This window comes from Chryseobacterium sp. SNU WT5 (assembly GCF_007362475.1).
Classification (GTDB): domain Bacteria; phylum Bacteroidota; class Bacteroidia; order Flavobacteriales; family Weeksellaceae; genus Kaistella.
This window is the reverse complement of record NZ_CP041687.1, coordinates 2869913-2892945: the sequence shown is the minus strand read 5'-3', so window position 1 is coordinate 2892945 and position 23033 is coordinate 2869913. Positions and strand designations below refer to the sequence as shown.

Annotated in this window: 21 protein-coding genes; 8 read left to right on the top strand and 13 right to left on the bottom strand. The window is 34.9% G+C overall.

The annotated features are described in order from the left end of the window. Positions 1 to 48 precede the first annotated feature (48 nt). The 7 genes from FNJ88_RS13610 to FNJ88_RS13580 all read right to left on the bottom strand — a co-directional run bounded on the left by FNJ88_RS13610 (position 49) and on the right by FNJ88_RS13580 (position 8026). Positions 49 to 768, bottom strand: a complete 720-nt coding sequence (locus tag FNJ88_RS13610) for a YoaK family protein (RefSeq protein WP_143853773.1) — start codon at positions 766 to 768, stop codon at positions 49 to 51. Next, positions 768 to 1802, bottom strand: coding sequence for a 23S rRNA (adenine(2503)-C(2))-methyltransferase RlmN (rlmN, locus tag FNJ88_RS13605; RefSeq protein WP_143853772.1), 1035 nt, complete (start codon positions 1800 to 1802; stop codon positions 768 to 770). The genes FNJ88_RS13610 and rlmN overlap by 1 nt, the downstream gene beginning before the upstream one ends. An 89-nt stretch (positions 1803 to 1891) precedes the next feature. Further along, positions 1892 to 2941, bottom strand: a complete 1050-nt coding sequence (gene queA / locus FNJ88_RS13600; RefSeq protein WP_143853771.1) for a tRNA preQ1(34) S-adenosylmethionine ribosyltransferase-isomerase QueA — start codon at positions 2939 to 2941, stop codon at positions 1892 to 1894. A 232-nt stretch (positions 2942 to 3173) separates the two neighbouring features. Further along, the gene (locus FNJ88_RS13595; protein ID WP_143853770.1) at positions 3174 to 5171 is read right to left on the bottom strand and encodes a S9 family peptidase; all 1998 of its coding nucleotides are present in this window, start codon (positions 5169 to 5171) and stop codon (positions 3174 to 3176) included. 68 nt (positions 5172 to 5239) lie between these two features. Next, positions 5240 to 5722 (bottom strand): PH domain-containing protein, encoded by a 483-nt coding sequence (locus FNJ88_RS13590; protein ID WP_143853769.1) that lies wholly within the window; start codon positions 5720 to 5722, stop codon positions 5240 to 5242. Positions 5723 to 5733: 11 nt separating this feature from the next. After that, entirely contained in the window at positions 5734 to 7596 is a 1863-nt protein-coding gene (locus tag FNJ88_RS13585; RefSeq protein WP_143853768.1) for a M1 family metallopeptidase, read from the bottom strand. A gap of 85 nt (positions 7597 to 7681) precedes the next feature. Beyond that, a complete protein-coding gene (locus FNJ88_RS13580; protein ID WP_143853767.1) occupies positions 7682 to 8026 on the bottom strand; it encodes a phage holin family protein in 345 nt (114 codons plus the stop codon). 128 nt (positions 8027 to 8154) lie between these two features. Between FNJ88_RS13580 and FNJ88_RS13575 the strand changes: the two genes are divergently transcribed. The 5 genes from FNJ88_RS13575 to FNJ88_RS13555 all read left to right on the top strand — a co-directional run bounded on the left by FNJ88_RS13575 (position 8155) and on the right by FNJ88_RS13555 (position 12414). Beyond that, a complete protein-coding gene (locus FNJ88_RS13575) occupies positions 8155 to 9705 on the top strand; it encodes a M20/M25/M40 family metallo-hydrolase (RefSeq protein ID WP_143853766.1) in 1551 nt (516 codons plus the stop codon). A gap of 217 nt (positions 9706 to 9922) precedes the next feature. After that, positions 9923 to 10360, top strand: coding sequence for a DUF6526 family protein (locus FNJ88_RS13570; protein WP_143853765.1), 438 nt, complete (start codon positions 9923 to 9925; stop codon positions 10358 to 10360). 44 nt (positions 10361 to 10404) lie between these two features. Next, positions 10405 to 10569, top strand: coding sequence for a phosphatidate cytidylyltransferase (locus tag FNJ88_RS13565; RefSeq protein ID WP_143853764.1), 165 nt, complete (start codon positions 10405 to 10407; stop codon positions 10567 to 10569). Between the two features lie 10 nt (positions 10570 to 10579). Then, positions 10580 to 11692, top strand: a complete 1113-nt coding sequence (locus tag FNJ88_RS13560; protein ID WP_143853937.1) for a DNA topoisomerase IB — start codon at positions 10580 to 10582, stop codon at positions 11690 to 11692. Positions 11693 to 11730: 38 nt separating this feature from the next. Further along, positions 11731 to 12414: a DNA-formamidopyrimidine glycosylase family protein gene (locus FNJ88_RS13555; RefSeq protein ID WP_185145834.1), complete on the top strand. Its 684-nt coding sequence runs from the start codon at positions 11731 to 11733 to the stop codon at positions 12412 to 12414. A 17-nt stretch (positions 12415 to 12431) separates the two neighbouring features. Here the strand turns inward: FNJ88_RS13555 and xth are convergent, their stop codons facing one another. From xth to FNJ88_RS13540, 3 genes are all read right to left on the bottom strand, one after another. Further along, positions 12432 to 13205 (bottom strand): exodeoxyribonuclease III, encoded by a 774-nt coding sequence (xth, locus tag FNJ88_RS13550; RefSeq protein ID WP_143853762.1) that lies wholly within the window; start codon positions 13203 to 13205, stop codon positions 12432 to 12434. 495 nt (positions 13206 to 13700) lie between these two features. Beyond that, the gene (locus FNJ88_RS13545; RefSeq protein ID WP_143853761.1) at positions 13701 to 14033 is read right to left on the bottom strand and encodes a 2Fe-2S iron-sulfur cluster-binding protein; all 333 of its coding nucleotides are present in this window, start codon (positions 14031 to 14033) and stop codon (positions 13701 to 13703) included. A 48-nt stretch (positions 14034 to 14081) separates the two neighbouring features. Continuing rightward, positions 14082 to 15134 (bottom strand): NAD(P)/FAD-dependent oxidoreductase, encoded by a 1053-nt coding sequence (locus tag FNJ88_RS13540; RefSeq protein ID WP_143853760.1) that lies wholly within the window; start codon positions 15132 to 15134, stop codon positions 14082 to 14084. A 141-nt stretch (positions 15135 to 15275) separates the two neighbouring features. Between FNJ88_RS13540 and FNJ88_RS13535 the strand changes: the two genes are divergently transcribed. Next, positions 15276 to 16043, top strand: coding sequence for a DUF3108 domain-containing protein (locus FNJ88_RS13535; protein ID WP_143853759.1), 768 nt, complete (start codon positions 15276 to 15278; stop codon positions 16041 to 16043). Between the two features lie 117 nt (positions 16044 to 16160). Further along, positions 16161 to 18587 carry a DUF5916 domain-containing protein gene (locus tag FNJ88_RS13530; protein WP_228414536.1) on the top strand — a complete coding sequence of 809 codons (2427 nt, stop codon included), beginning with the start codon at positions 16161 to 16163 and terminating at the stop codon, positions 18585 to 18587. Positions 18588 to 18683: 96 nt separating this feature from the next. On the opposite strand, the gene pheS is transcribed toward FNJ88_RS13530, so the two are convergent. From pheS to FNJ88_RS13515, 3 genes are all read right to left on the bottom strand, one after another. After that, positions 18684 to 19694 (bottom strand): phenylalanine--tRNA ligase subunit alpha, encoded by a 1011-nt coding sequence (gene pheS / locus FNJ88_RS13525; protein WP_143853758.1) that lies wholly within the window; start codon positions 19692 to 19694, stop codon positions 18684 to 18686. Between the two features lie 91 nt (positions 19695 to 19785). Beyond that, complete coding sequence (gene rdgB / locus FNJ88_RS13520; protein WP_143853757.1) at positions 19786 to 20361, bottom strand: RdgB/HAM1 family non-canonical purine NTP pyrophosphatase; 576 nt, start codon at positions 20359 to 20361, stop codon at positions 19786 to 19788. Between the two features lie 74 nt (positions 20362 to 20435). After that, positions 20436 to 21269: a CPBP family intramembrane glutamic endopeptidase gene (locus tag FNJ88_RS13515; RefSeq protein ID WP_143853756.1), complete on the bottom strand. Its 834-nt coding sequence runs from the start codon at positions 21267 to 21269 to the stop codon at positions 20436 to 20438. Between the two features lie 148 nt (positions 21270 to 21417). Between FNJ88_RS13515 and FNJ88_RS13510 the strand changes: the two genes are divergently transcribed. Then, positions 21418 to 23013: a peptide chain release factor 3 gene (locus FNJ88_RS13510; RefSeq protein WP_143853755.1), complete on the top strand. Its 1596-nt coding sequence runs from the start codon at positions 21418 to 21420 to the stop codon at positions 23011 to 23013. Positions 23014 to 23033: the final 20 nt, after the last annotated feature.

Genomic DNA, 23033 nt, shown 5'->3' with positions numbered 1-23033 from the left:
GCGGGAGTGGAAGGCGGAAATGTCTGCCCAAATAAAATCTGAAATTCTCTATTTCCTTCGCCTTTTTAAAAGTAGAAACTGAATTTTCATGAAATCATAAAATAACCCACCCAATAATATGACCGAACCTAAAATTAAACTTTTTATGCCGAAATGTTCAAACAAAATTCCGCCAGAAACGCCGCCGACAAAGAACATAAAAATAATAGTAAGTCTTAATTTGATGGACTTGATTAATCGTCTTTTATGAAACTGATCTTTATAAAAGAAGAGCTGAGAAAATTCAATTCCCATATCGGTGAAAAGTCCGGTTAAGTGTGTTGTACGAACAATAGACTTCGAAATACTGGTAACTAGTGAGTTTTGCATTCCCATGGCAAAAAGTAAACTGTAGGCGATCACATCAGGGTTTTCTTTGATTAGATAGTTTCCAAAAATAGCAACAATTGCAAGAATTACTACTTCGGTGATGATTGGGAAAATATAGGTTTCACTTTCGCGAATTCGGGAATAGGTTTCTACCATGAAATTGGCAAAGAAAGCTCCCAAGAAAAAGAAAATTACAAACAGTGCTACGTGAAAAGCATTTTCGAAATTAAGTTTAAAAACTTCATCCACGAAAAAAGCGAAATGACCGGTAACGTTGGTAGTTAATTTCTGAACAGAGAAAAAACCTACTACATTGACTAATCCTGCAACAAATGAAAGTAAGGACGCAATGCCAAGATTATGTTCTGGAGTTCTGGTTTTCCCGACGTGAGAAAACATTACTCACTGCTTTTATTAGCAAGTTGGCCACAAGCTGCATCGATATCTCCACCCCGACTTCTTCGGATAAGAACCGTAATTCCGGCTTTTTCCAGTTGTCGAACATAGTTTTCTTCCGCTGCCTTATTACATTGGTCATATTTGCCATCTCCGATCGGGTTATACTGTATTAAATTCACCTTACTTGGAATCTGCTTACAGTATCGTATCAACGCTTTTATATCTTCATCTTCATCATTAATGCCTTTCCACACACAGTATTCGAAAGTGATAATATTTCCGGTTTTTTCATACCAGTATTTTAGAGAATCCATGATGTCCGTCAATGGAAATTTATCAGAAAAAGGCATGATGTCATTCCTTTTTTTCTCGATAGCAGAATGTAAAGAAAGTGCTAATTTGACTTTGATATCTTCATCAGCCAGCATTTTTATCATTTTGGGAATACCGGATGTTGAAACGGTAATTCGTCTTGGTGACATTCCTAAACCTGAAGGTTCGGTAATTTTTCTTATGGATTCAACAACGTTTTTATAATTCATCATTGGCTCTCCCATCCCCATAAACACGATGTTTGAAAGAGGTCGGTCGAAGTACAATTTACTTTGCTTATCGATAAGTGCCACTTGATCTACGATCTCTGCGACTTCTAAATTTCGCATCCTTTTGAGTCGTGCTGTTGCACAGAACTCGCAATTAAGAGAACAACCAACTTGAGAAGAAACACAAGCCGTAGTTCTTGTTTCGGTTGGAATTAAAACAGATTCTACTAAAAGTCCGTCGTGTAATTTTACTCCGTTTTTAATAGTCCCGTCTGTTGATTTTTGAAGTTGATCTACCGAAATCGGATTGATGATATATTCTTTTGAAATACGGTCCCGTAAATCTTTCGAAAGATTCGTCATCTCCTCGATCGAGTGCAGATTTTTGCTCCAGAGCCATTCATAGACCTGTTTTGCACGAAAAGGTTTCTCGCCTAAAGAGACGAAATATTCCTGCAGTTGCTCGAGTGATAAAGTTCGGATGTCCTTCAAAATAATTTTAGATTTTAAATGATAAATTTTAGATTAAAAACACGGAAGTGAGTTTAATCTAAAATTTAAAATCTTTCATTTATAATTTCTTAGATGATCAACATGGCGTCACCGTAAGAATAGAATTTGTATTTATGCTTAATTGCTTCTGCGTAAGCTTCCATCAAGAAATCTTTTCCTGCAAATGCGGCAACCATCATCATCAAAGTAGATTTTGGCATATGAAAGTTGGTAATCATACAATTCGCAACTCCAAAATCATGAGGAGGGAAAATAAACTTATTGGTCCACCCGTGGTAAGGTCCAATTTTTTTGTTTGATGATACTGAAGTTTCTATCGTTCTCATGGTTGTAGTTCCAACGGCGCAAACTCTTCTACCTTCTGCCACAGCCTTGTTAATGATATCGGCATTTTTCTGATCAATAATAGCCTCTTCCGATTCCATTTTGTGTTTCGATAAATCTTCCACTTCTATTGGATTAAATGTCCCTAAACCAACATGAAGCGTAATTTCTGCAAAATCAATTCCTTTGATTTCAAGTTTTTTCATCAAGTGTCTTGAAAAGTGTAAACCTGCAGTTGGAGCTGCAACAGCACCTTCATGTTTTGCATAAATCGTTTGGTAACGCTCTGCATCTTCTGGTTCAACTTCTCTTTTGAAATATTTCGGAAGTGGAGTTTCACCCAGTTCTTTCAATTTGGTACGAAATTCTTCGTAGGAGCCATCATATAAGAATCTTAAAGTTCTCCCTCTTGAAGTAGTATTATCTATAACCTCTGCAACTAAACCTTCATCTTCAGTGAAAAATAATTTATTTCCGATTCTGATTTTTCTTGCTGGATCTACCAGTACATCCCAAACTCGGGTTTCTTTATCTAATTCTCTTAATAAGAAAACTTCGATTTTTGCACCAGTTTTTTCTTTGTTTCCATACAATCTTGCAGGAAATACTTTCGTGTTATTGAAGATGAAGAGATCTTTCTCATCAAAATAATCTACGACATCTTTGAAAAGTTTATGTTCAATCGTTTGCGTCTTACGGTTAAGAACCATGAGTTTCGCATCGTCTCTATGTTCTGATGGATGTTCTGCTAAAAGTTCTTCTGGCAGATCAAAGTCAAAATGGGATGTTTTCATTCTTTTTAAATTACGGTTTAAAAATTAGTCCGAACGCGTGAAATTTCGGTTTGCAAATATACGACATTGAAAAGGCAAAGTCAAGTAAATAGGCACTTTAAAACAATGTTGACTTTTAAGGAACTTTTTGATTAGAGAAAAAATTTAAACTAGCAAGAAAAAGGGATGTAGATTATGAATTGTCATTTTACTACAAAAAAAAGAAGTCCAGATAACTCTGAACTTCCATAATTTATAAGGTTTCTTTTAACCATTCAAAGAATTCTCTTTGCCAAACAATACCATTTTGTGGTTGTAATACCCAATGATTTTCATTTGGGAAATATAGGAATTTAGTTTTCAACCCTTTTAATTTAGCAGCTTGAAAAGCTTCTTGACCTTGTTCGTAAGGAACTCTGTAATCAATGCCACCCTGAATAATCATCATGGGTTTATTCCATTTATTTACATAATTGGATGGATTAAACTCTGTATATGCTTTTGGTGTTGGTTCATCATATGGTGAACCACCTAGGTCCCATTTTGCGAAAAATAATTCCTCTGTTGTTAAATACCAGGATTTCATATCGAAAAGTCCATCATGGGCGATAAATGTTTTGAAACGGTTTTCGTGAATACCAGCTAACATCATAGCGCTGTATCCACCATAACTTGCACCAACTACTCCCATTCTGTCACCATCTACATAAGAAAGTGTTTTTGCATAATCTGCTGCCGATAAGTAATCTTTCATCACCTGTCCACCCCAATCTTTAGAAATTGCTTCATTCCATTCGGTTCCCCAGCCTGGCATTCCACGGCGGTTAGGTGCCACTACAACATAACCATTCGCTGCCATTAAAGCAAAATTCCACCGTGTACTGAAAGTTTGAGTTAGAGCAGATTGCGGTCCACCCTGACAGTATAGTAACGTCGGGTATTTTTTAGCAGGATCAAAGTTAGGCGGATAAATAAACCAAACTCCCATTTCCTTTCCATCCGTTGTTTTCACCATTTTAAGTTCTGTTTTGGACGGCTTTATATGTTCATAATTTTTTTTATTTACATCCGTGACCTGTACCATAGAACCCTTTTTCACATCAACGTTAAATAGATCCGCGTTGTGATTCATATCTGTTCTGGATACCAAAAGCGAATTTTTGTTGAGTGCATAAATATCATTAAGATCAACATCACCTTTGGTAATTTGTTGGATTTTACTCGTTTTAGGATCCAAAGCAAACAACTGCTTCACTCCTTTCCAAGCGCTGGTGAAATAAATATTCTTAGAATCTTTTGACCAAAATACGGAACCGGTTACACTTTCATCCCAATTTTTAGTAAGATTCGTTATTTTACCCGATTTCCAATCCATGATTTTCAAATCGTTTTTATCTGCTTCATATCCATCTCTTTCCATTGACAACCAATAAAGATATTTACCATCCGGTGAGAAACGAGGTGAAACATCATAACCTTTATTGCTTTCAGTAAGGTTTTTGATGGTCCCAGAAGCGACATCGTAGGCAAAAACATCAGTATTCGTAGAGAAAGCATATTCTGCCCCGCTAAATGGCTTAGTAACATATAACAGTTGAGAGGAATCGGGCGTCCAAATAAAATCTTCAGTTCCACCAAAAGGTCTTTGTGGGGAATCCCAAGGTTTTCCTTTCAATAAATCTTTTGCGCTTTCTACGTTTGCAGCTACATCAACCAAGAAAACATGATTATATTTTCCTTCGTTAAAATAATCCCAATGACGGTGATTCAAGTCCGTATAGATATGAGCAGTGGTTTTAGGAGTGTCTTCATATTTATCTTTACCCATCACTTTCTCCACCAAAACCTCTTTACTGAACGCAACTTTTTTACCATCTGGGGAAATCACGATATTGTCTGCTTTTCCGATTTTGTAAAATTCGGACCAGGTTCTTCCAGCATCTTTTGAAAGATAAATCTGTTCACCTTCTAGTGCATAGATTCCATTATCATCCCACTGAATTAAAGATTTCTTGCCTAAGTCCAAAGCAGTTGCTGCGGAATTTTTGATATTAAAGAGGTAGTTCTTTTTATTGTTTTTTTCAGTCTTTAAATCCGTTTTTCCTATACTGTAGATCAGTGAATTCTGGTCAGGCGAAACTGCAGAAACTCCAATCTTATTCAAGGTCCATAACGTCTCGGGCGTCATCACATTTTGTGCATTCATAAGAAAAGGTGCCGCAAGAGCGACTAAAGTATTTTTTATTTTCATTAGAATTTAATTTTAATTTTTAGCATAATACAAATATAGGATTTTCATTGAAGATGATTTCCCTAAAATCATTCTTCCATTCTTTGTTTAAGGTGAGTTAAAAAATCATCGGGGCTTTCTGGACTGATCATATAAACTTTGCCGGAATTTAAAATGATTTTTACTTTTTTATGCGTATTAGTTACATACCAAACATCTCCACCATTAAAATATCCAAAATAACCAAATAATCCTCCGACCCCAAAAGTTCGCAAGTTTAAACCCGTTTTTTCAATTTTACCAAATGATTGTATATCGCTCAGGTTGATGATAACTGAACCATATAAATTTTTAATTAAAACCTGATTGTCGGATAAAGCGATTCTTTTAGGTACAAAACAATACGAAATGATGATTACGCCATACATCAGGATCATACTTGTTATAGAAATTATTGGTTTTGGAGGATCAAAAGAAAATGATAAAATCGGAAATATAATAAGGAAAAGTACAATAACGATCGTAATCATTTTTGTTGTACCGTCCATTGAGGCAGTCTTAAATTCATTCATAATTTCATCTTTTATAATTCACAAAAATTATCGGCTGGAGTATAATCCATAAAAATTCCACCATTAATTTTAACGGATTTTACTTTATCGCTCAGTTCCATTTCCGGTTGATAATGATTACCGTTTTTCCAGACGTTGGGAGTAAAGTGTTTTTTAGTAACTTTTCCATTCTGATAAGTTACTTCCATTTCAAAAGGTATTGCAAAACCACCTACATTTTCGATCACTACACTGACTTTATCACCTACATCATTTAACGCAGTCACTTTTAAATCAATGTAATTATTGGTGAAAAACCAATTGTTCCAAAACCAATTTAAATTTTGCCCACTGCCAAGATTCATGCTGTAAAAAAAGTCCCATGGCGTAGGATGTTTACCTGACCAGGTATCCATATAATGATGAAGCGTTTTTTTGAAAAGATCATCACCAAGCATATCTTTCAAAGCCAAATAAGCAAACGCCGGTTTTATGTAGGCATTGCTGCCATACCCAATTCCGGACAGCTGACTGCTCATTGAAATAATAGGCTGATCCTGCTCGGCAGATCGATCATTAATATATCTTTTCACTCGGAAATCCGTATACATTTTATCGTTAAACTCTTTTCCATTTTCAGCTTCCCCAATTAAGTACTCAAAAGCAGTTACCCACCCTTCGTCCATAAACGCATAACGGGTTTCATTGGTCCCCATCATAAATGGGAAATAGGTATGCGCAATTTCATGGTCGACAGTCTGGCGGGAATCTTCAAAATTATCAGGAATAGCGGTATCATTTACCATCATTGGATATTCCATATCTGCAAACCCTTGAAAGCCGATCATTGTCGGAAAGGGATATTCAATTCCCGGCCAGTTTTCAGAAAACCATTTGATGCTGTATCTTTCCCAGTCCACGTATTTTTCAAAGTCTGCAGTTCCCGCGTTATAAGTTGCCTGAGTGCTCACCCGCTTGGATTTTAATTGTACGCTTGATGCATCCCAAACATAAGTAGAACTAAGTCCAAAAGTAAAATCGGTAATATGATCCGCTTTAAATTTCCAAGTATTAAAGGCTTCTTGCTTAGTGACTTTATTATTCTCAATTTCTTCTTTCGTCGCAACATGTATTAGTTGATCGGAAGTTAAAGAAGATCTAAATTTATTTAAAACATTTGGCTGTAGAACTTCTTCTGGATTTTGTAATACTCCAGTCGCATATACCACATAATTTTTAGCAACGGTAATTGAGACATCATAATTATTGAAATTATTGTAAAATTCTTGACGACCATTGTGTGGCAATTTATCCCAGCCATTGTAATCATCATACACTGCAATTCTTGGATAAGCATAAGCAACAAAAAAAGTATTTTCGTCTACCTGTCCTTCTCTCCCACTTTCTTTTGATAAGGGAAAATCCCATTCTATCTTGATGATATTTTTAGATTTTGGTAGAATGACTGCGCTTAATGGTAGTTCATAGAAAGTCTCCCAGTCTTCTGAGTCCACTTCATAACTTTTTCCATTAATTGAAAGCGACTTAACAGATAATCCTTTACTAAGAAAATCAGCAGAAGCTTTTGCAGCTCGTGGGGAGGTAGGTTTGTGGACGTTGTTCACAAATTTTATAACAATCGATTTCAGTGCATCTGGTGAATTGTTTTCATAAACAATATTCTCGGTACCAGAAACTATTTTGGTAACTGGATCTACGTGAAACGCAATTTTATAATCGCCCGAGTTTTGCCAATAATTCTTTCCCGGTTTTCCATCTAAAGATCTTGTATTATTTTCGTACGCCTGAACAATATTTCTAGGCATATATAATTCCTGACAAAAAGCAAAAGTGGTAAAGAGGACGAATAATAAAGAACTTGTAATTTTATACATGACTATTTTTTTTAAGAGATATCATTTAATTAAAAAGCGGTTCAGAAAAAATCAGAACCGCTATAAATTCAATCGTAAAAACTTTTTATTTATCAGAAGTAATAAGTCCGTTAAATAACGAGGTTATTAATGACAGCGAAATACTGAAAATAAATGCCCACCAAAAGCCATCTATAGCCATTCCGCTAACGAAGTTTGCAGCCAATAATACAACCAGAGCATTAATCACTAAAGAAAAAAGCCCTAATGTTAAAATGGTGAGAGGTAGTCCCAAAATTTTAAGAATGGGAGTTACAATTAAATTGAGTACACCCAAAATTAAAGCAAATACCAAAGCTGTAGCGAATCCATCAATATGAACTCCCGTCAAAATTTTAGTAAGAAGAAAGGCGACAATTGCGGTAACAAGTAGTCTAATAAGTAAATTCATAATCTATTTTTTTATAAAATTATAAAAATATTACGATTTAACAATAATATACGCGATTTTCTTTTTAGCCCTAAACACGGGAGGTTATCGTTAAAAATTTATTATCTTCATCGCAAAATTTATACTTAATGAAGAATTACGCTAAATTATTGATGGTCACTACCATTTTTGCGGTCAGCTTAAATGCGCAAACCCAAGATCAAGTAGTAAAATCCATCATGGATGAAACTTACAACAATTCACAGTTGGAAACCCTTTCTTATGAGTTGATGGATGGTATCGGACCAAGATTAGTAGGAAGTCCAAAAATGCAACAGGCTCATGACTGGGCAGTGAAGCGTTTTGAAAACTGGGGAATATCTGCTAAAAATGAGAAATGGGGAGAATGGAAATCTTGGGAAAGAGGGACATCATCTGTTGAGATGGTTTACCCTTACGCAAAATCGCTGGAAGGAATGCAACTGGCGTGGAGCCCTTCTACTCCATCCAAAGGTTTGACCGCAGAGGTTATGATGTTGCCATTATTCAATACCAAAGATGAATTTACCAAATGGTTAACAACCATCAAGGGTAAGATCGTAATGGTTTCTCAATATCAACCAACTGGAAGGCCTGAGTATAACTGGAAAGAGTTTGCAACGCCGGAATCTTTGGAAAAAATGAAAAAAGAAGCTCAAGAAAATGCACAGACCTGGAGAAAATCAATGCAGGCAACGGGTGAAACATCCAGAACTTTAAATGAGAAGTTAGAACAGGCAGGAGCTTCGGGAATTTTGTCTTCTTATTGGTCTCAAGGTTTTGGTGTGAATAAGATATTTGCTGCTGGAACTAAGAAGATTCCTGTTTTTGACGTAGCTTTAGAAGATTATGGTCAATTATACAGAATGATAAAGCATGGAACTACTCCAAAAGTTAAAATTCAAGCAAATTCAAAAGACCTGGGAATTGCTCCTACTTTTAATACGGTTGCGACGATTAAAGGTTCTGAAAAGCCAAATGAGTACGTGATCCTTTCTGCACATTTGGATTCGTGGGACGGAGGAACAGGTGCTACCGATAACGGCACAGGATCCGTTACTATGATGGAAGTTGCCAGAATTCTTAAAAAATATTATCCAAATCCTAAAAGAACGATTGTAATTGGTCTTTGGGGGAGTGAAGAGCAGGGTTTGAATGGTTCAAGAGGTTATGTTTGGGATCATAAAGACCAAATGGCCAATGTGCAGGCCGTTTTCAATCAAGATAATGGAACCGGAAGAATCGCAAATATTAGCGGTCAAGGTTTTCTGAACTCTTATGATTATATGGGAAGATGGTTAAATGCAGTTCCAAAAGAATTAACAAAAGATATTAAAACATCCTATCCCGGATTTCCAGGCGGTGGAGGATCAGACCATGCGTCGTTTATTGCAGCAGGAGCTCCGGCATTTATGCTGAGTTCATTGAACTGGAGTTATTTTAATTACACTTGGCATACCAACCGCGATACGTATGACAAAATAGTTTTTGATGACTTAAAAAGTAATGTTGCAACGATTGCAATCTTAACATATATGGCTAGTGAAGACCCAGAAAAAACTTCCTCTGAAAGAATTAAAATGCCAATAGATAATAGAAGTGGCGAAGCTATGAAATGGCCAGAAGTTAAAGAGCCCACAAGAAAAGGTGGCCTTGAGTAAAAAATAGAATTTATTTTCTAATTCGTAAAGTTAAGTCGGTACGTTCGAAATGGTAACTTATTTTAAGTAAACATGTTTCGAATATACCGGCTTTTTTTTTAATTCCCTTCATTTTTAAATATTTTTTTAACGCTTAAAACAACTAATAAAAAGACATTAATTATCTTTTAATCGCTAAAATTTTAAAGATTGGTTAATTATTTGATAAGGATTAAATATGAAAACTCAGAACTATAAAAATCATATTAAATTTTATCCTCCTCATCATTTCATTTATCTGCCCTTGCTTATGATCCTGCAAGTGACTGGAATTTGGAAGATTTTCTCTGACGAAGCCCATCAGTTGATTTGGATTTTATTTTCAATTTTAACTTTCCTAATTTTATATTTAACGTTGATGCTTCGGCAGCATTATGCATTAGGAAATCAAAATCGAATTGTTCGTTTAGAATTTAAACAAAGATATTTTGAACTATTTGGTAAGCGTTCTGATGAAGTGGAAAACCAACTTAAATTTGACCAAATCGCTGCACTTAGGTTTGCGTATGACGACGAATTTAAAACTTTGCTCGATAAAGCGTTAAAATCTAAAATATCTGGTGACGAAATCAAAAAATCAATCACTCAGTGGAAACCAGACCTCCATCGAATTTAATACTATTAAACATTAAAATTATATAAACATTAAAATTTACTATTATGAAAAAGTTTACATTTCTTTATTTAGCAATTCTTTCAATCATGATGTTAACAGGTTGTGATGCAATCGGAACTATTTTTAAAGCTGGAATGTGGTGGGCATTTATTTTGATTGGTGGTGTAATTGCCGTTATTCTATGGTTATTTACCAGAGGCAAAAATTAATTTTTAAGTGATGAAGCCTGAGCCACTTAATTTAGAGATTATCACCAAGATAACTCCGTCCAAATTAGTCAAAATCATGGAGGATCCGGTGAAATCTGCAAAGGCAGTCAACTTAATCTATACTACAGATGCGGAAGATAACGGTTTTGTAAGAAAAAAAAGAGGTGAAAAATTCACTTATTTTTACAAGGGGATCAAAATAAATGATAAGGAGGAGATAGAGCGTATTCAAAAGCTTGCTATTCCTCCTGCTTGGGAATGTGTTTGGATTTGTGCCCTACAAAACGGACATCTACAAGCAACCGGTCTTGATGCAAAAAAAAGAAAACAATACCGTTATCACCCACTGTGGAACGCACTTCGAAATCATACCAAATTTTATCGAATGCTTAAGTTTGGCGATGCACTTCCACAGATTCGTCTCAATTTAGAACAGGATCTTGCTCATCGTAAATTAGATAAACGTAAAGTTCTAGCGCTGGTGGTAAGTTTGATGGAACGAACGAATATTCGAATCGGTAATAATATCTATGAAAAATTATATGGTTCATTCGGCTTAACAACTCTGAAAGATAAACATGTGAACGTTAAAGGTCAAAAAATAAAATTTTCCTTTAAAGGCAAGAAGGGTATTTACCATGATATCGATTTAAAAAATGCAAAACTTGCAAAAGCCGTTAAAAACTGCCGTGATATCCCAGGAAAAGAATTATTTCAATTTTATGATGAGGAGGGAAAGAGGCATGCCATCGACAGTGGAATGGTGAATGATTATATTAAGGAAATCAGTGGTGAAAACTTTAGCGCAAAAGATTTCCGGACCTGGTCGGGAACAGTAAACGCATTAATAGCTTTTAAGGAGATCGATATGCAGGAAAACGAAGACAATCAAAAAACCAAAATCAAACATGCCATTGAACGGGTCGCTTGTGAATTGGGAAATACCAGTACGGTGTGTCGTAAATATTATATTCATCCACTTATTATCAATCTTTATGAAAATAATTCTATTAAAAAATATTTGAGCGAATTAGATGAAATTGAAGTTGACGATGGCAAAGCAGGTTTGACTAAAGAAGAACAGATTGTGATGAAAATTCTACAGAACGAAAAGCCTAAATAATGCCGGAGGGACCAACACTTGTAGTTTTCCAAAAGAGAATGCAAAAGTTTAAAGGACGGAAAGTGACTGAAAGCGGCGGTTACAACAATCCTTTTGCTGAAGATATTTCTGGCAAAATTTTAAAAGATATTGAAACATACGGAAAGTATCTACTTCTCGATTTCAATCATTTTATTATCACCGTTCATTTTGGTCTATTTGGCAGTTTTTTAATTGATGATACGAAAAAGGTTAATGCAAGTTTTTCATTATTTTTTGATAAAAATTTCATCAACTTCTATGTAGTTAAAATCAAAAAATTAGATAATAGAGATTCTTTTGATCAGCAACTTAATGTATTCTCTGAAAAATATGAATTAGAAAAAACACACCAACTTTTACTCGAAAAATATTCCGAAAACAAAATTGGTGATGTTCTTTTGAATCAAGATGTATTTCCAGGCTTGGGAAATATCCTCAGAAATGAGGTCTTATTTTTAAGTAAAATTCACCCTGAAAGTACAGTTAATAAAATTCCGGCAAAAAAAGTTGATGAATTGCTTCGTAATATTAAAGACTTTTCATCAGCTTCAGTTGAATTAATTGAACAAAAAATCTGGAAATCTTCAAGTTCCGTTTACAAGAAAAAAGAGTGGAAAAAGGAAAAGGTCCTCGAATATGTAGCTCCAAAAATTAAACGAAAAACCTACGTTGTAGAGAAAGTGCAGAAAGTTTATCAGTAATTTACTCTCCGCATTTGCTATTCCCTAACCTCAATCCAGGTTGGAACATGATCACTCGTTTTCTCCCAACCTCGAACCTTCTTATCTACACCACCTCTTTCTAAAGTAGGTAAAAGGTCAGGGGAAAGGAGAAAATGATCGATTCGCATCCCCGCATCTCTTTCATAAGCATTTCGGAAATAATCATAAAAAGTATAAATTGTCTCTCTTGGGTAAAGATGTCGCAGAGCATCGGTCCAACCTTGATCAATTAAATTCTCAAATGCCGTACGAACTTCAGGTAGAAAAAGAGCGTCTTTTTTATACTTTTCAGGTTTATACACATCTTCCTCTGTGGGAATAATATTAAAATCACCAGTGATGATTACTGGTTTTCCAGAACTGATTAAAAGTTCAGCTTGAGCATCTAATCTCTGTAACCAATTGAGTTTATAATCAAATTTATCGCCTGGCGTTGGATTTCCATTAGGCACATAAATACACACAATTGTTAGGTCATCCACCTTTACTTCCAAATATCTACTCTGCTCATCTGTTTCATCTCCAGGAAGGTTAGTTCGGATGACAGTCGCTTTCTTAGATTTGGTTAAAACTGCCACTCCATTCCAACTTTTTTGTCCAACCCAAACAGCATGATAACCTGCTTTCATAATTTCATGTTCGGGGAACTTATCTTGAGGAGCTTTTAATTCTTGTAGGCAAACTACATCCGGTTGCTCTGCAGTCAGCCACTGTAAAAGAACGGGCAATCTACCATTTACTCCATTGACATTATATGTTGCAATTTTCATGATAAATATTTTTTATTAAATTACTAAAAATATCCTTGTAAATCCCTAATTAGTGATAATTCCAAAATATTTGCAATTTTGCAAAATGGAATAGCTTTGAGAACTTAGAAAAATACGAAAAGGCATTTATAAATAAAATACTTGTGTCATTTCCGTTAAAAATTTACATTTTTATTGAAAAGAACCTGTAATGGTATCTTCCAGCGATTTATAATTTCTCAAATTTTATTTTTTATCAAAGCGGTTAGTTATCATCAGCTACTCATCTCATTAAAAGCAAATTGTTGCGGTGCCTGCTGAAGTTCTTTATCGTTTCATTCTTTTAGATCTTAGAAAATTTGAAATAATATCTTTTGAAAATTACTTTAAGCAAAGTTAATGAATAAGGTGTCATCTAAAATTTGGTACTCAGATTAAGTTTCTCAATCTGCTATTAAATAAAAAAGGAAAGAAAAATTAATTTTCTTTCCTTCCTGTTTTTACTTCCTCCAATGACTACGGATAAGGTGCGATCTGCACTTCCAAACCATCAATTAAATCGGTAATATGAATTTGGCAACCTAAACGGCTGTTTTCTTTTACGTGAAAAGCTTCACCTAACATGGCATCCTCTTCATCTCCCATTTCCTGCAATTTATCTGCTCCATCAACTACGTAAACCTGACAGGACGCACACATTGCCATTCCACCACACACCCCAATTGTCCCTTCTTCTGCCAATTCGTAAGAACGAATAACTTCCATAAGGTTCATTGACATGTCAGTGGGTGCAACCACCTCATGAATTTGCCCGTTTCTATCTGTAATTTTAAGATTGATATCCTGCATTGCTCTACTTGTATAATAGTTTAAAGTTTGACGAAACGTGGAATGGTATTAGTTAATTTTCATGACAACCGCTTTTTCAGCTTGCTTCCGACTTCCATCAAAACCATCTACTCCACTTACGGTTGTATATTTTAAGACGAATTTTTTACCTGGGTTCAACATATTATAAACACTTTGGCACATTAAGGTCGCTTCATGAAAACCGCACAAAATCAATTTCAATTTGCCTGGATATGTATTCACATCACCGATTGCATACACTCCAGGAATATTGGTTTGGTAATCCAAAGCATTATTTGCAACAATTGCATTTTTTTCAATTTCCAGACCCCAGTTTGCGATATCTCCCAATTTAGGAGTCAGACCAAATAGAGGAATAAAATAATCGGTTTCTACATCGAAAGTTTCTCCTTCTTTTTCAACAGTAATTGCAGACAATTTACCGTCACCTTTTAAACCGGTAACTTCTGCAGGAGTAATTAAATTGATCTTCCCCTGATCTTTTAATACCTGTACTTTTTCTACAGAATCCAAAGCCCCACGAAATTCATTTCTACGGTGAATTAAGGTTACTTCACTCGCAATGTCGGCTAAGAAAATGCTCCAGTCCAACGCGGAGTCTCCACCACCAGCTATTACTACTTTCTTATCTCTAAAATGCTCAGGTTCTTTGATAAAATATTCAATTCCCTTCTCCTCAAAATCTGAAAGATTTTCCAAAGTAGGTTTTCTAGGTTCAAAAGTTCCTAAACCACCCGCAATTGCAACTGCTTTCGCACGATGAATGGTTCCTTTATTAGTAATCACTTCAAAAGTTCCATCTTCGAGTTTGGTCAGGGTCTGAGCAGTTTCACCCAAAGTAAATCCTGGCTGAAATTGCTTCGTTTGCTCCATTAAATTATCAACCAACGCACCAGCATTGATAGAGGGAAAACCAGGAATATCAAAAATAGGTTTCTTAGGATAAAGCTCTGTTAGCTGCCCGCCAGGTTGTGGGAGTGCGTCGATAAGATGACATTTCATTTTTAACAAACCTGCTTCAAAAATTGCAAAAAGTCCTGTTGGACCAGCGCCTATTATTAATATATCTGTAGTAATCATTAATTAAAAATTAGGGAATATTTTCACAAATTTACAAAATTTAAAAGAAAACCTCGGTGAGCGCATGTGACAATTGTCATATATTTTATATCCAATTTCAATGTTTAGTAATTTTGGCAAATTATTTGCAAAAGCATCCGCATGAAAAAGATTTTATTATTGTTTGGAGTTATTACCATGCTGTTTTCAAGCGGGCAAAAACTCCAGAATATCCAATCCGGAGAAGTGCTAAAATATAGAATTCATTACGGATTATTGAATGCAGGGACCGCAAGCCTGACCACTTTAAAAGTAAATTATCAAGGGCAGCCGCACTTGTACGTAAAGGGTTATGGAAAAACAACAGGTGCAGTTCGTGCATTTTTTAAAGTGGAAGATCATTATGAAAGTTTTATTAATTATAATACTGCTTTACCAAGTTTCTATGTACGTAATGTAAAAGAAGGAAATTACACCCAACATTTTGAAACAGTTTTTAACCAAAGTAATCAAACCCTTCTCTTAACTGATAAGGAGAAAAATGAAACAAAAAAATTGAATTCGGTCAAAGGTATTCAGGACATGTTGTCTGCTTTCTATTATCTTAGAACCTTAAGTGATTCTGACCTTAAAGTTGGAGCTGTGAAAAAAGTAGATGTATGGATTGATGATGAAATGTTCCCTTTTCAACTTAAAGTTATAGGTGTTGAAAATCTAAAGACCAAATTTGGAAATATAAACTGTCTCAAAATTATTCCGCAAGTAATTAGTGGCCGTGTTTTTAAAGATAAAGAAGGAGTTACTCTTTGGGTAACAAACGATGCTAACCACGTTCCTGTTTCAATTAAAGCTGAATTAGCAGTAGGGTCATTAAAAGCAGATATTGAGTCTTATTCGAATGTAAAATATCCTTTAAGTTTTGTAAAATAAATTTATTATTATGGCATAAATTATTATAAACGGACTTCGGTTCGTTTTTTTTTTAAAAAATTTATAATTCAATGTAACATTTAAGTAGCTTTTATTGTCTTATAAGAAAACTGGTAAATGAAAGTTCTGCTTGCAACAATGCTGATCTCCTTCAGCGCGATAAACCTAATTGGCCAAACTAAGATTAAAGACAGTATTGATAGAAAGAGAATCAGTCTCTCAAAGATTAGCCAAGCACCAAAAATTGACGGTATTTTAGATGAAGAAGTCTGGAAAACTGCACCAATTGCGCAAAACTTTATAGAAAGAAACCCTTCCAACGGCAAACCAGAACCCGAAGACTTTAAGACGGTCGTAAAAATCATGTATGATGATACCGGGGTCTATTTCGGTGCAACAATGTATGATCCTCATCCTGAAAATATACAAAGAGAACTGGTAGAAAGAGACGACATTGGCAATGACGATGCTTTTGCAATAACGATCAATGGTTATAATGATCAACAACAAGGTGTTTTTTTCATATTACAAGCTTCCGGAGTGCAAGCAGATGCTAAAATAATGTCCAATTCCAATGATGATTTCTCCTGGAATCCAGTGTGGTATTCAGCGGTAAACATAAATGAAAACGGATGGACCGCAGAAATTAAAATTCCTTATTCTGAGCTGCGTTTTCCCAAAAAAGACATTCAAACTTGGGGACTTAATATGATGAGAATCATTCAGAAAACAAATCAAAATCTTAGTTGGAATTTTGTTGATAATAAGAAAGGAGACTATTTAATGTATGACGGTACTTTAGAAGGAATAAAAGACATCCAACCTCCTTTAAGATTGTCACTAACTCCTTATTTTTCAAGTTATGTAAATAACTATGATGAAAAAACTACAACTAATTTTAATGGTGGAATGGACATCAAATATGGAATTAATGATGCGTTCACTTTGGATATGACTTTGATACCAGATTTTGGGCAAACCAGTTTTGATCCTGCAATTTTAAATCTGGGTCCGTTTGAACAGCAATTTGGTGAGCAACGTTCTTTTTTTACAGAAGGTACCGAACTGTTTAGTAAAGGTAATCTTTTCTACTCCCGACGTATTGGGGGATCGCCCTCTAATTACCCAACTACTTCTATAGATGAAACAGTCATTAATTATCCATCTAAAGTAAAATTGTTTAATGCTTTTAAAATTTCAGGAAGAACAAACAAGGGATTAGGTATTGGTTTTTTTAATGGAATTACAGAAGAAATGGAAGCGTCCATTGTAAATGATCAAAGTGGGCAAACGAGACAAGAGATCGTTGAACCTTGGGCCAATTACAATGTTTTAGTTCTGGATCAAAGATTTAATAAAAACTCATCAGTTACACTCGTTAATACGAATGTGATGCGCGAAGGAAAATTTCGGGATGCTAATTCAACTGGTTTATTATGGAGTATCAATGACAAAAAAAATATTTTTAATTACTACGGAAATCTCAAAGGAAGTTGGGTGATGGATGGTGATACTAAATTTGGATCCAGTAGTGAAATAGGATTTGATAAAAACGCCGGGAAAAATAGATTTGGGATAAATGCTAATTATAAAGATAAAAATTGGGATATTAATGATTTAGGTTTTTCTACAAGTACAAATTATGTGAACTATAGCACTCACTATAATTACCGTACACTGCAACCAACTGAAAAATTTAATTCCATTAATGCAAATATCAATCTTTCATATGCACACCAATTACAGCCATTTTTAAATAAAAAAATCGTTCTAAACAGTAATTTGCAGTTCACGACAAAAGATTTTAGAAATTATGGAGCAGGTTTAGAAACGAGTCCCTTTGGAGAGAATGATACTTACGAGCCACGAACAGTCGGACGGTTTCTGAAAAATCCTGCATATATTAATCCATGGATTTGGATCAATAGTGACAGTCGAAAAAAGTTTCAATACAATTTCGACTTGGATTATTATGCTTTTGATGAACAAGGACGAAATTTAGTTCGATCGAATATTAATTTGAAATACCGTTTTTCAGATAAGTTCAGTACCAGCTATAGTTTCAGCCCCTCTTTCAGCAACAATGAAACGGGATTTGCAGGAAGTGATGGTGGTGAGATCTTTATTGGAAGAAGGCAGAGAAATACCTATGAAAACAGTCTAAGTTCACGCTACACTTTTAACGATAAAATGTCTTTGTCACTGGAATTTCGACACTATTATTCAGATGTTACTTATAAAAATTTCTACACGCTGAATCACGACGGTAGTTTGGCAGATACTAACTTATTTACCAAAAATTTAAATGGAACCTATAACTCCTGGAATGTAGATCTGCGATATTCCTGGTGGTTTGCACCTGGGAGTCAACTTACATTGTTATATAGAAATGCCGTTGACGATTATTTAGGTGTTTCGCGATTGAAATTTAAAGATAATTTTGACCGATTATTCAATGAGAAAATGCTAAACAACATTTCGTTAAAAGTTACTTACTATCTAGATTACAATAAAACGAAAAACCTGTTTAAGAAGAAAGCTTAGGCTATTTAGAAAATGTCATAACAATCAATAGAACATAACAAAGTAAAAGACCGCTTCAAAATTATTGAAACGGTCTTTTTCTTTATTTTAAAAATGCTAAAGCGACTTAAACTGCTCGAGCATTCTTTTATCATTTTCAAAGAACATACGGATATCACTCATTTGATAGAGCAACATCACTATTCTTTCAATCCCCATTCCAAAAGCATAACCAGAGAATTTATCAGGATCTATATTCACATTGGTCAAAACGGCAGGATCAACCATTCCACACCCCATAATTTCCAGCCAACCCGTACCTTTTGTAATTCGGTAGTCAGTTTCTGAGTTTAAACCCCAGTAAACGTCTACTTCTGCACTTGGTTCTGTGAAGGGGAAATAAGAAGGCCGTAATCTAATTTTTGACTTTCCGAAAAGTTCCGTGGTAAAATATTGGATCGTTTGTTTCAAATCTGCAAAACTTACATTTTGGTCGATATATAAACCTTCGATCTGGTGGAAGATACAATGTGAACGTGATGAGATCGCCTCATTCCTAAATACGCGTCCAGGAGATAAAATTCTCATCGGTGGTTCATTTTCCTCCATATAACGGATCTGCACTGAAGAAGTATGCGTTCTTAATAAAATATCTGGAGCGGTTTCGATGAAAAAGGTATCCTGCATATCTCTTGCAGGGTGGTATTCCGGAAGATTCAACGCGGTAAAATTATGCCAGTCATCTTCAATTTCTGGTCCATCTGCAACAGCAAAACCGATTGATCTGAAGATTTCTATAATTCTGTTCTTTACTAAATTGATAGGATGACGTGTACCCAATTCGGATGGAAAACCAGGTTTGGTCAAATCATCTTTTTCAAGGATCAATGTAGAACTTGTTGTATTCTTTAAATCTTCAAGTTTAGCTTCTACTGCTTGTTTCAATGCATTTATCTTCTGGCCAAACTCTTTTTTCTGTTCGTTAGGAACTTCTTTAAATTTAGAAAAGATATCATTTATAATTCCTTTCTTCCCACTGAATTTGATGCGGAACTGTTCTATCTCATCTTTATTTGCTGAACTGAATTTATTTACGTCAACCAATAATTCATCAATCTTTTCTAACATTTCTTTTTAATATAAGTGAGTGCAAAAATACGATATTTCGTTTAAAAACTCATACCGGAATTTCACTAAAATTTCATTTAAATGACTTTACCTAATTCTCCATAAATCTCAAAAACTGTTCGATCGCTTTTTTACGGTGACTGATCTTATTTTTATCCTCAGCACGCATTTGGGCAAAGGTGATTTCGTGATTGTCTGGAATAAAAATAGGATCATAACCGAATCCTTTTTCACCGCGAATCTCTTTAGTTAAATGTCCATATACTCTACCTTCAAAATAATTAGTTCCAAATTCATCAACCAAACACATCACCGTTACGAAATAGGCTTTACGGTTTTCTATGCCGTCTAATTCCTCCAAAACTTTCGCCATATTTTTTGCAAAATCATGATTTCCAGCATAGCGCGCAGAGTAAATCCCAGGTCTTCCATCTAAAGCTTCAACAACTAGACCTGAATCATCTCCCAAACTTGGTTTTCCAGTTTTATCAAAACAATATTGTGCCTTGATCAAAGCATTGGCATGAAAACTAGATCCATCTTCTACAATTTCATCATGAATATCATAGTCTGTAAGCGAAGTGACGGTAAATTTATCTCCTAATATTTGCTGAATTTCTTCTTTTTTGTGAGTATTATGAGTTGCAATGAGGATTTCTTTTTTCATAGATTTTTATTAATGAGCGACAAATTTTGGTATAATGGAATTATTAAATAGTACTTTGATTTTATAGAAAGAAATTAAGCCTCGGCATAGTGTACACGGTATCTTTTAGCAAAAAGAATATAGAAGGAAGTGAATAATATGACACCTACACCTAACAGGATCCATTCAGATATATGAAAAGTTTCTGCGAGACTTTCTGTATTACCATTAAAAATGAGCAGTGCGGAAATCAAATTGTTAAAGGCATGCAATAAGATGGGTAATAATAAGGACTTTGTTTTATAGTAAACCAAGCCCAAAACCAAACCTAATAATACCGCGCCTACAAATTGCCAAGGATTAGCATGAACCAAACCAAAAACCACTGCAGCAATAATAATAGCCTTTTTCGGTTTCATTCCTTTATTGATAAGACCTTTCATAATAATACCACGAAAAACAATCTCCTCAAATATCGGGGCCAAGATAACGGCTAAAAGTATTAAAGTAGCAGGATCACTTGACATTTGGTCCATTAACTTCGAAAAATAGCGATACATTTCCCCAAAAACAGGCCCAGAAGTAGGAATTTGCATGGTAACAAATTCAGCAATGAGCATCATTCCGAACATCATTGGAAAAATTAAAAAATAAGTCATTAAATTGGTAGGGGAAAAATTAAAATTAAGTTTTCTCCCAGTATTAGGTCGATAGACGAAATAATCGAAGGCGAAAATTGCTCCACCAAATGTGGCAATTTGAGAAATGATCAAATAGATATCATCATACTGGAAATTAACTTTAAAAACGTACATCGCAATAAAGTTGAAAACGGCAACAATAATGCTACCTCCAACCAAGCCTCCAATTAATGCCATAGCTCCATAACCATCAAAAATACCCTTATTCTTCAGTCGATTTTCTTCCATAAAAATTTAATTTCCACAAATATAAATTTATAAATCAAAAGGTCGTAATAAGAACTCAACTTTTTAAGAGAAAACAAAATAAAGTCAAAATAGACGTCATTTTCATTTTCGATAAAAAAAAGCGATTTTTGCAGTCTCAAATTTAATTATGTCAGATCTACTTAAAGAAATAGGAAAAAGAAAAACTTTCGGAATTATCGCACATCCCGATGCTGGAAAGACCACACTTACGGAAAAATTATTGCTTTTCGGAGGTGCAATTCAGGAAGCAGGGGCTGTAAAATCCAATAAGATTAAGAAAGGAGCTACTTCTGATTTCATGGAAATTGAAAGACAGAGAGGAATCTCTGTTGCAACTTCGGTTTTGGCTTTTGAATATAAAGGTCACAAAATCAATATTCTGGACACTCCTGGTCACAAAGACTTTGCAGAAGACACCTACCGGACCTTAACAGCTGTTGACTCTGTAATCGTGGTTGTTGATGTTGCAAAAGGAGTTGAGGAACAAACCGAAAAACTGGTTCAGGTTTGTAGAATGCGAAACATCCCTATGATTGTTTTCATTAATAAATTAGACCGCGAAGGAAAAGATGCTTTCGATTTGTTAGATGAAGTGGAGCAAAAATTAGGTTTAACTGTCGTTCCACTTTCTTTGCCAATTGGTATGGGAAGTGATTTCCAGGGTATTTATAACATTTGGGAACATAATATTCAGCTATTCTTAGAGGAAAAAAAACAAAGAGTAGGTCAAGCCGTAAAATTTGATGATATTAATGATCCAAAGATCGATGAAGCAATTGGTTCGAAAGCTGCTGAAACGATGCGCGAGGAATTGGAATTAATTAGCGAAGTCTATCCCGAATTTAATCGTGAAGATTACATGAATGGTAATCAGCAACCGGTTTTCTTCGGATCTGCTTTGAATAATTTTGGTGTTCGCGAATTGTTAGATGCTTTTATCGAAATCGCACCAAATCCACAACCAAAAGAAAGTGATTCCAGAATTGTAAAACCGGAAGAGAAAGATTTCACTGGATTTATTTTTAAAATTCATGCCAATATGGATCCGAAACACCGCGATCGATTGGCTTTCGTAAAAATCGTTTCCGGAACATTCAAACGAAATGAAAACTATCTGTTAGTAAGAGAAAATAAAAAAATGAAATTTTCTTCTCCTAACGCTTTCTTCGCTGATAAAAAAGAAGTCGTTGACGAAAGTTTCCCTGGTGATATTGTAGGACTTCACGATACCGGAAATTTCAGGATCGGAGACACCTTAACAGGTGGCGAAAAATTAAGTTTCAAAGGAATACCAAATTTCTCTCCTGAACATTTCAGATATATTAATAATGACGATCCGTTAAAAGCGAAACAGCTGGCCAAAGGAATCGATCAGTTAATGGATGAAGGAGTCGCTCAATTATTCACCCTAGAAATGAATAACAGAAAAATCATTGGAACCGTTGGAGCACTTCAATACGAGGTTATTCAATACCGTCTCGAGCATGAATACGGAGCGAAATGTAATTACGAACCTCTTTCGATTCACAAAGCATGTTGGATTGAAGCTGACGAAAAATCTGAGGAATTTAAAGAGTTTGCGAGATTGAAACAGCGCTTTATGTGTAGAGATAAATACGGTCAAATGGTATTTTTAGCAGATTCAGCATTTACGATTCATATGACTCAGGAGAAGTTCCCAAATGTGAAACTGCATTTTATAAGTGAATTTAAACAAGATTAATTTGTAAAGGTTTTGTAAAC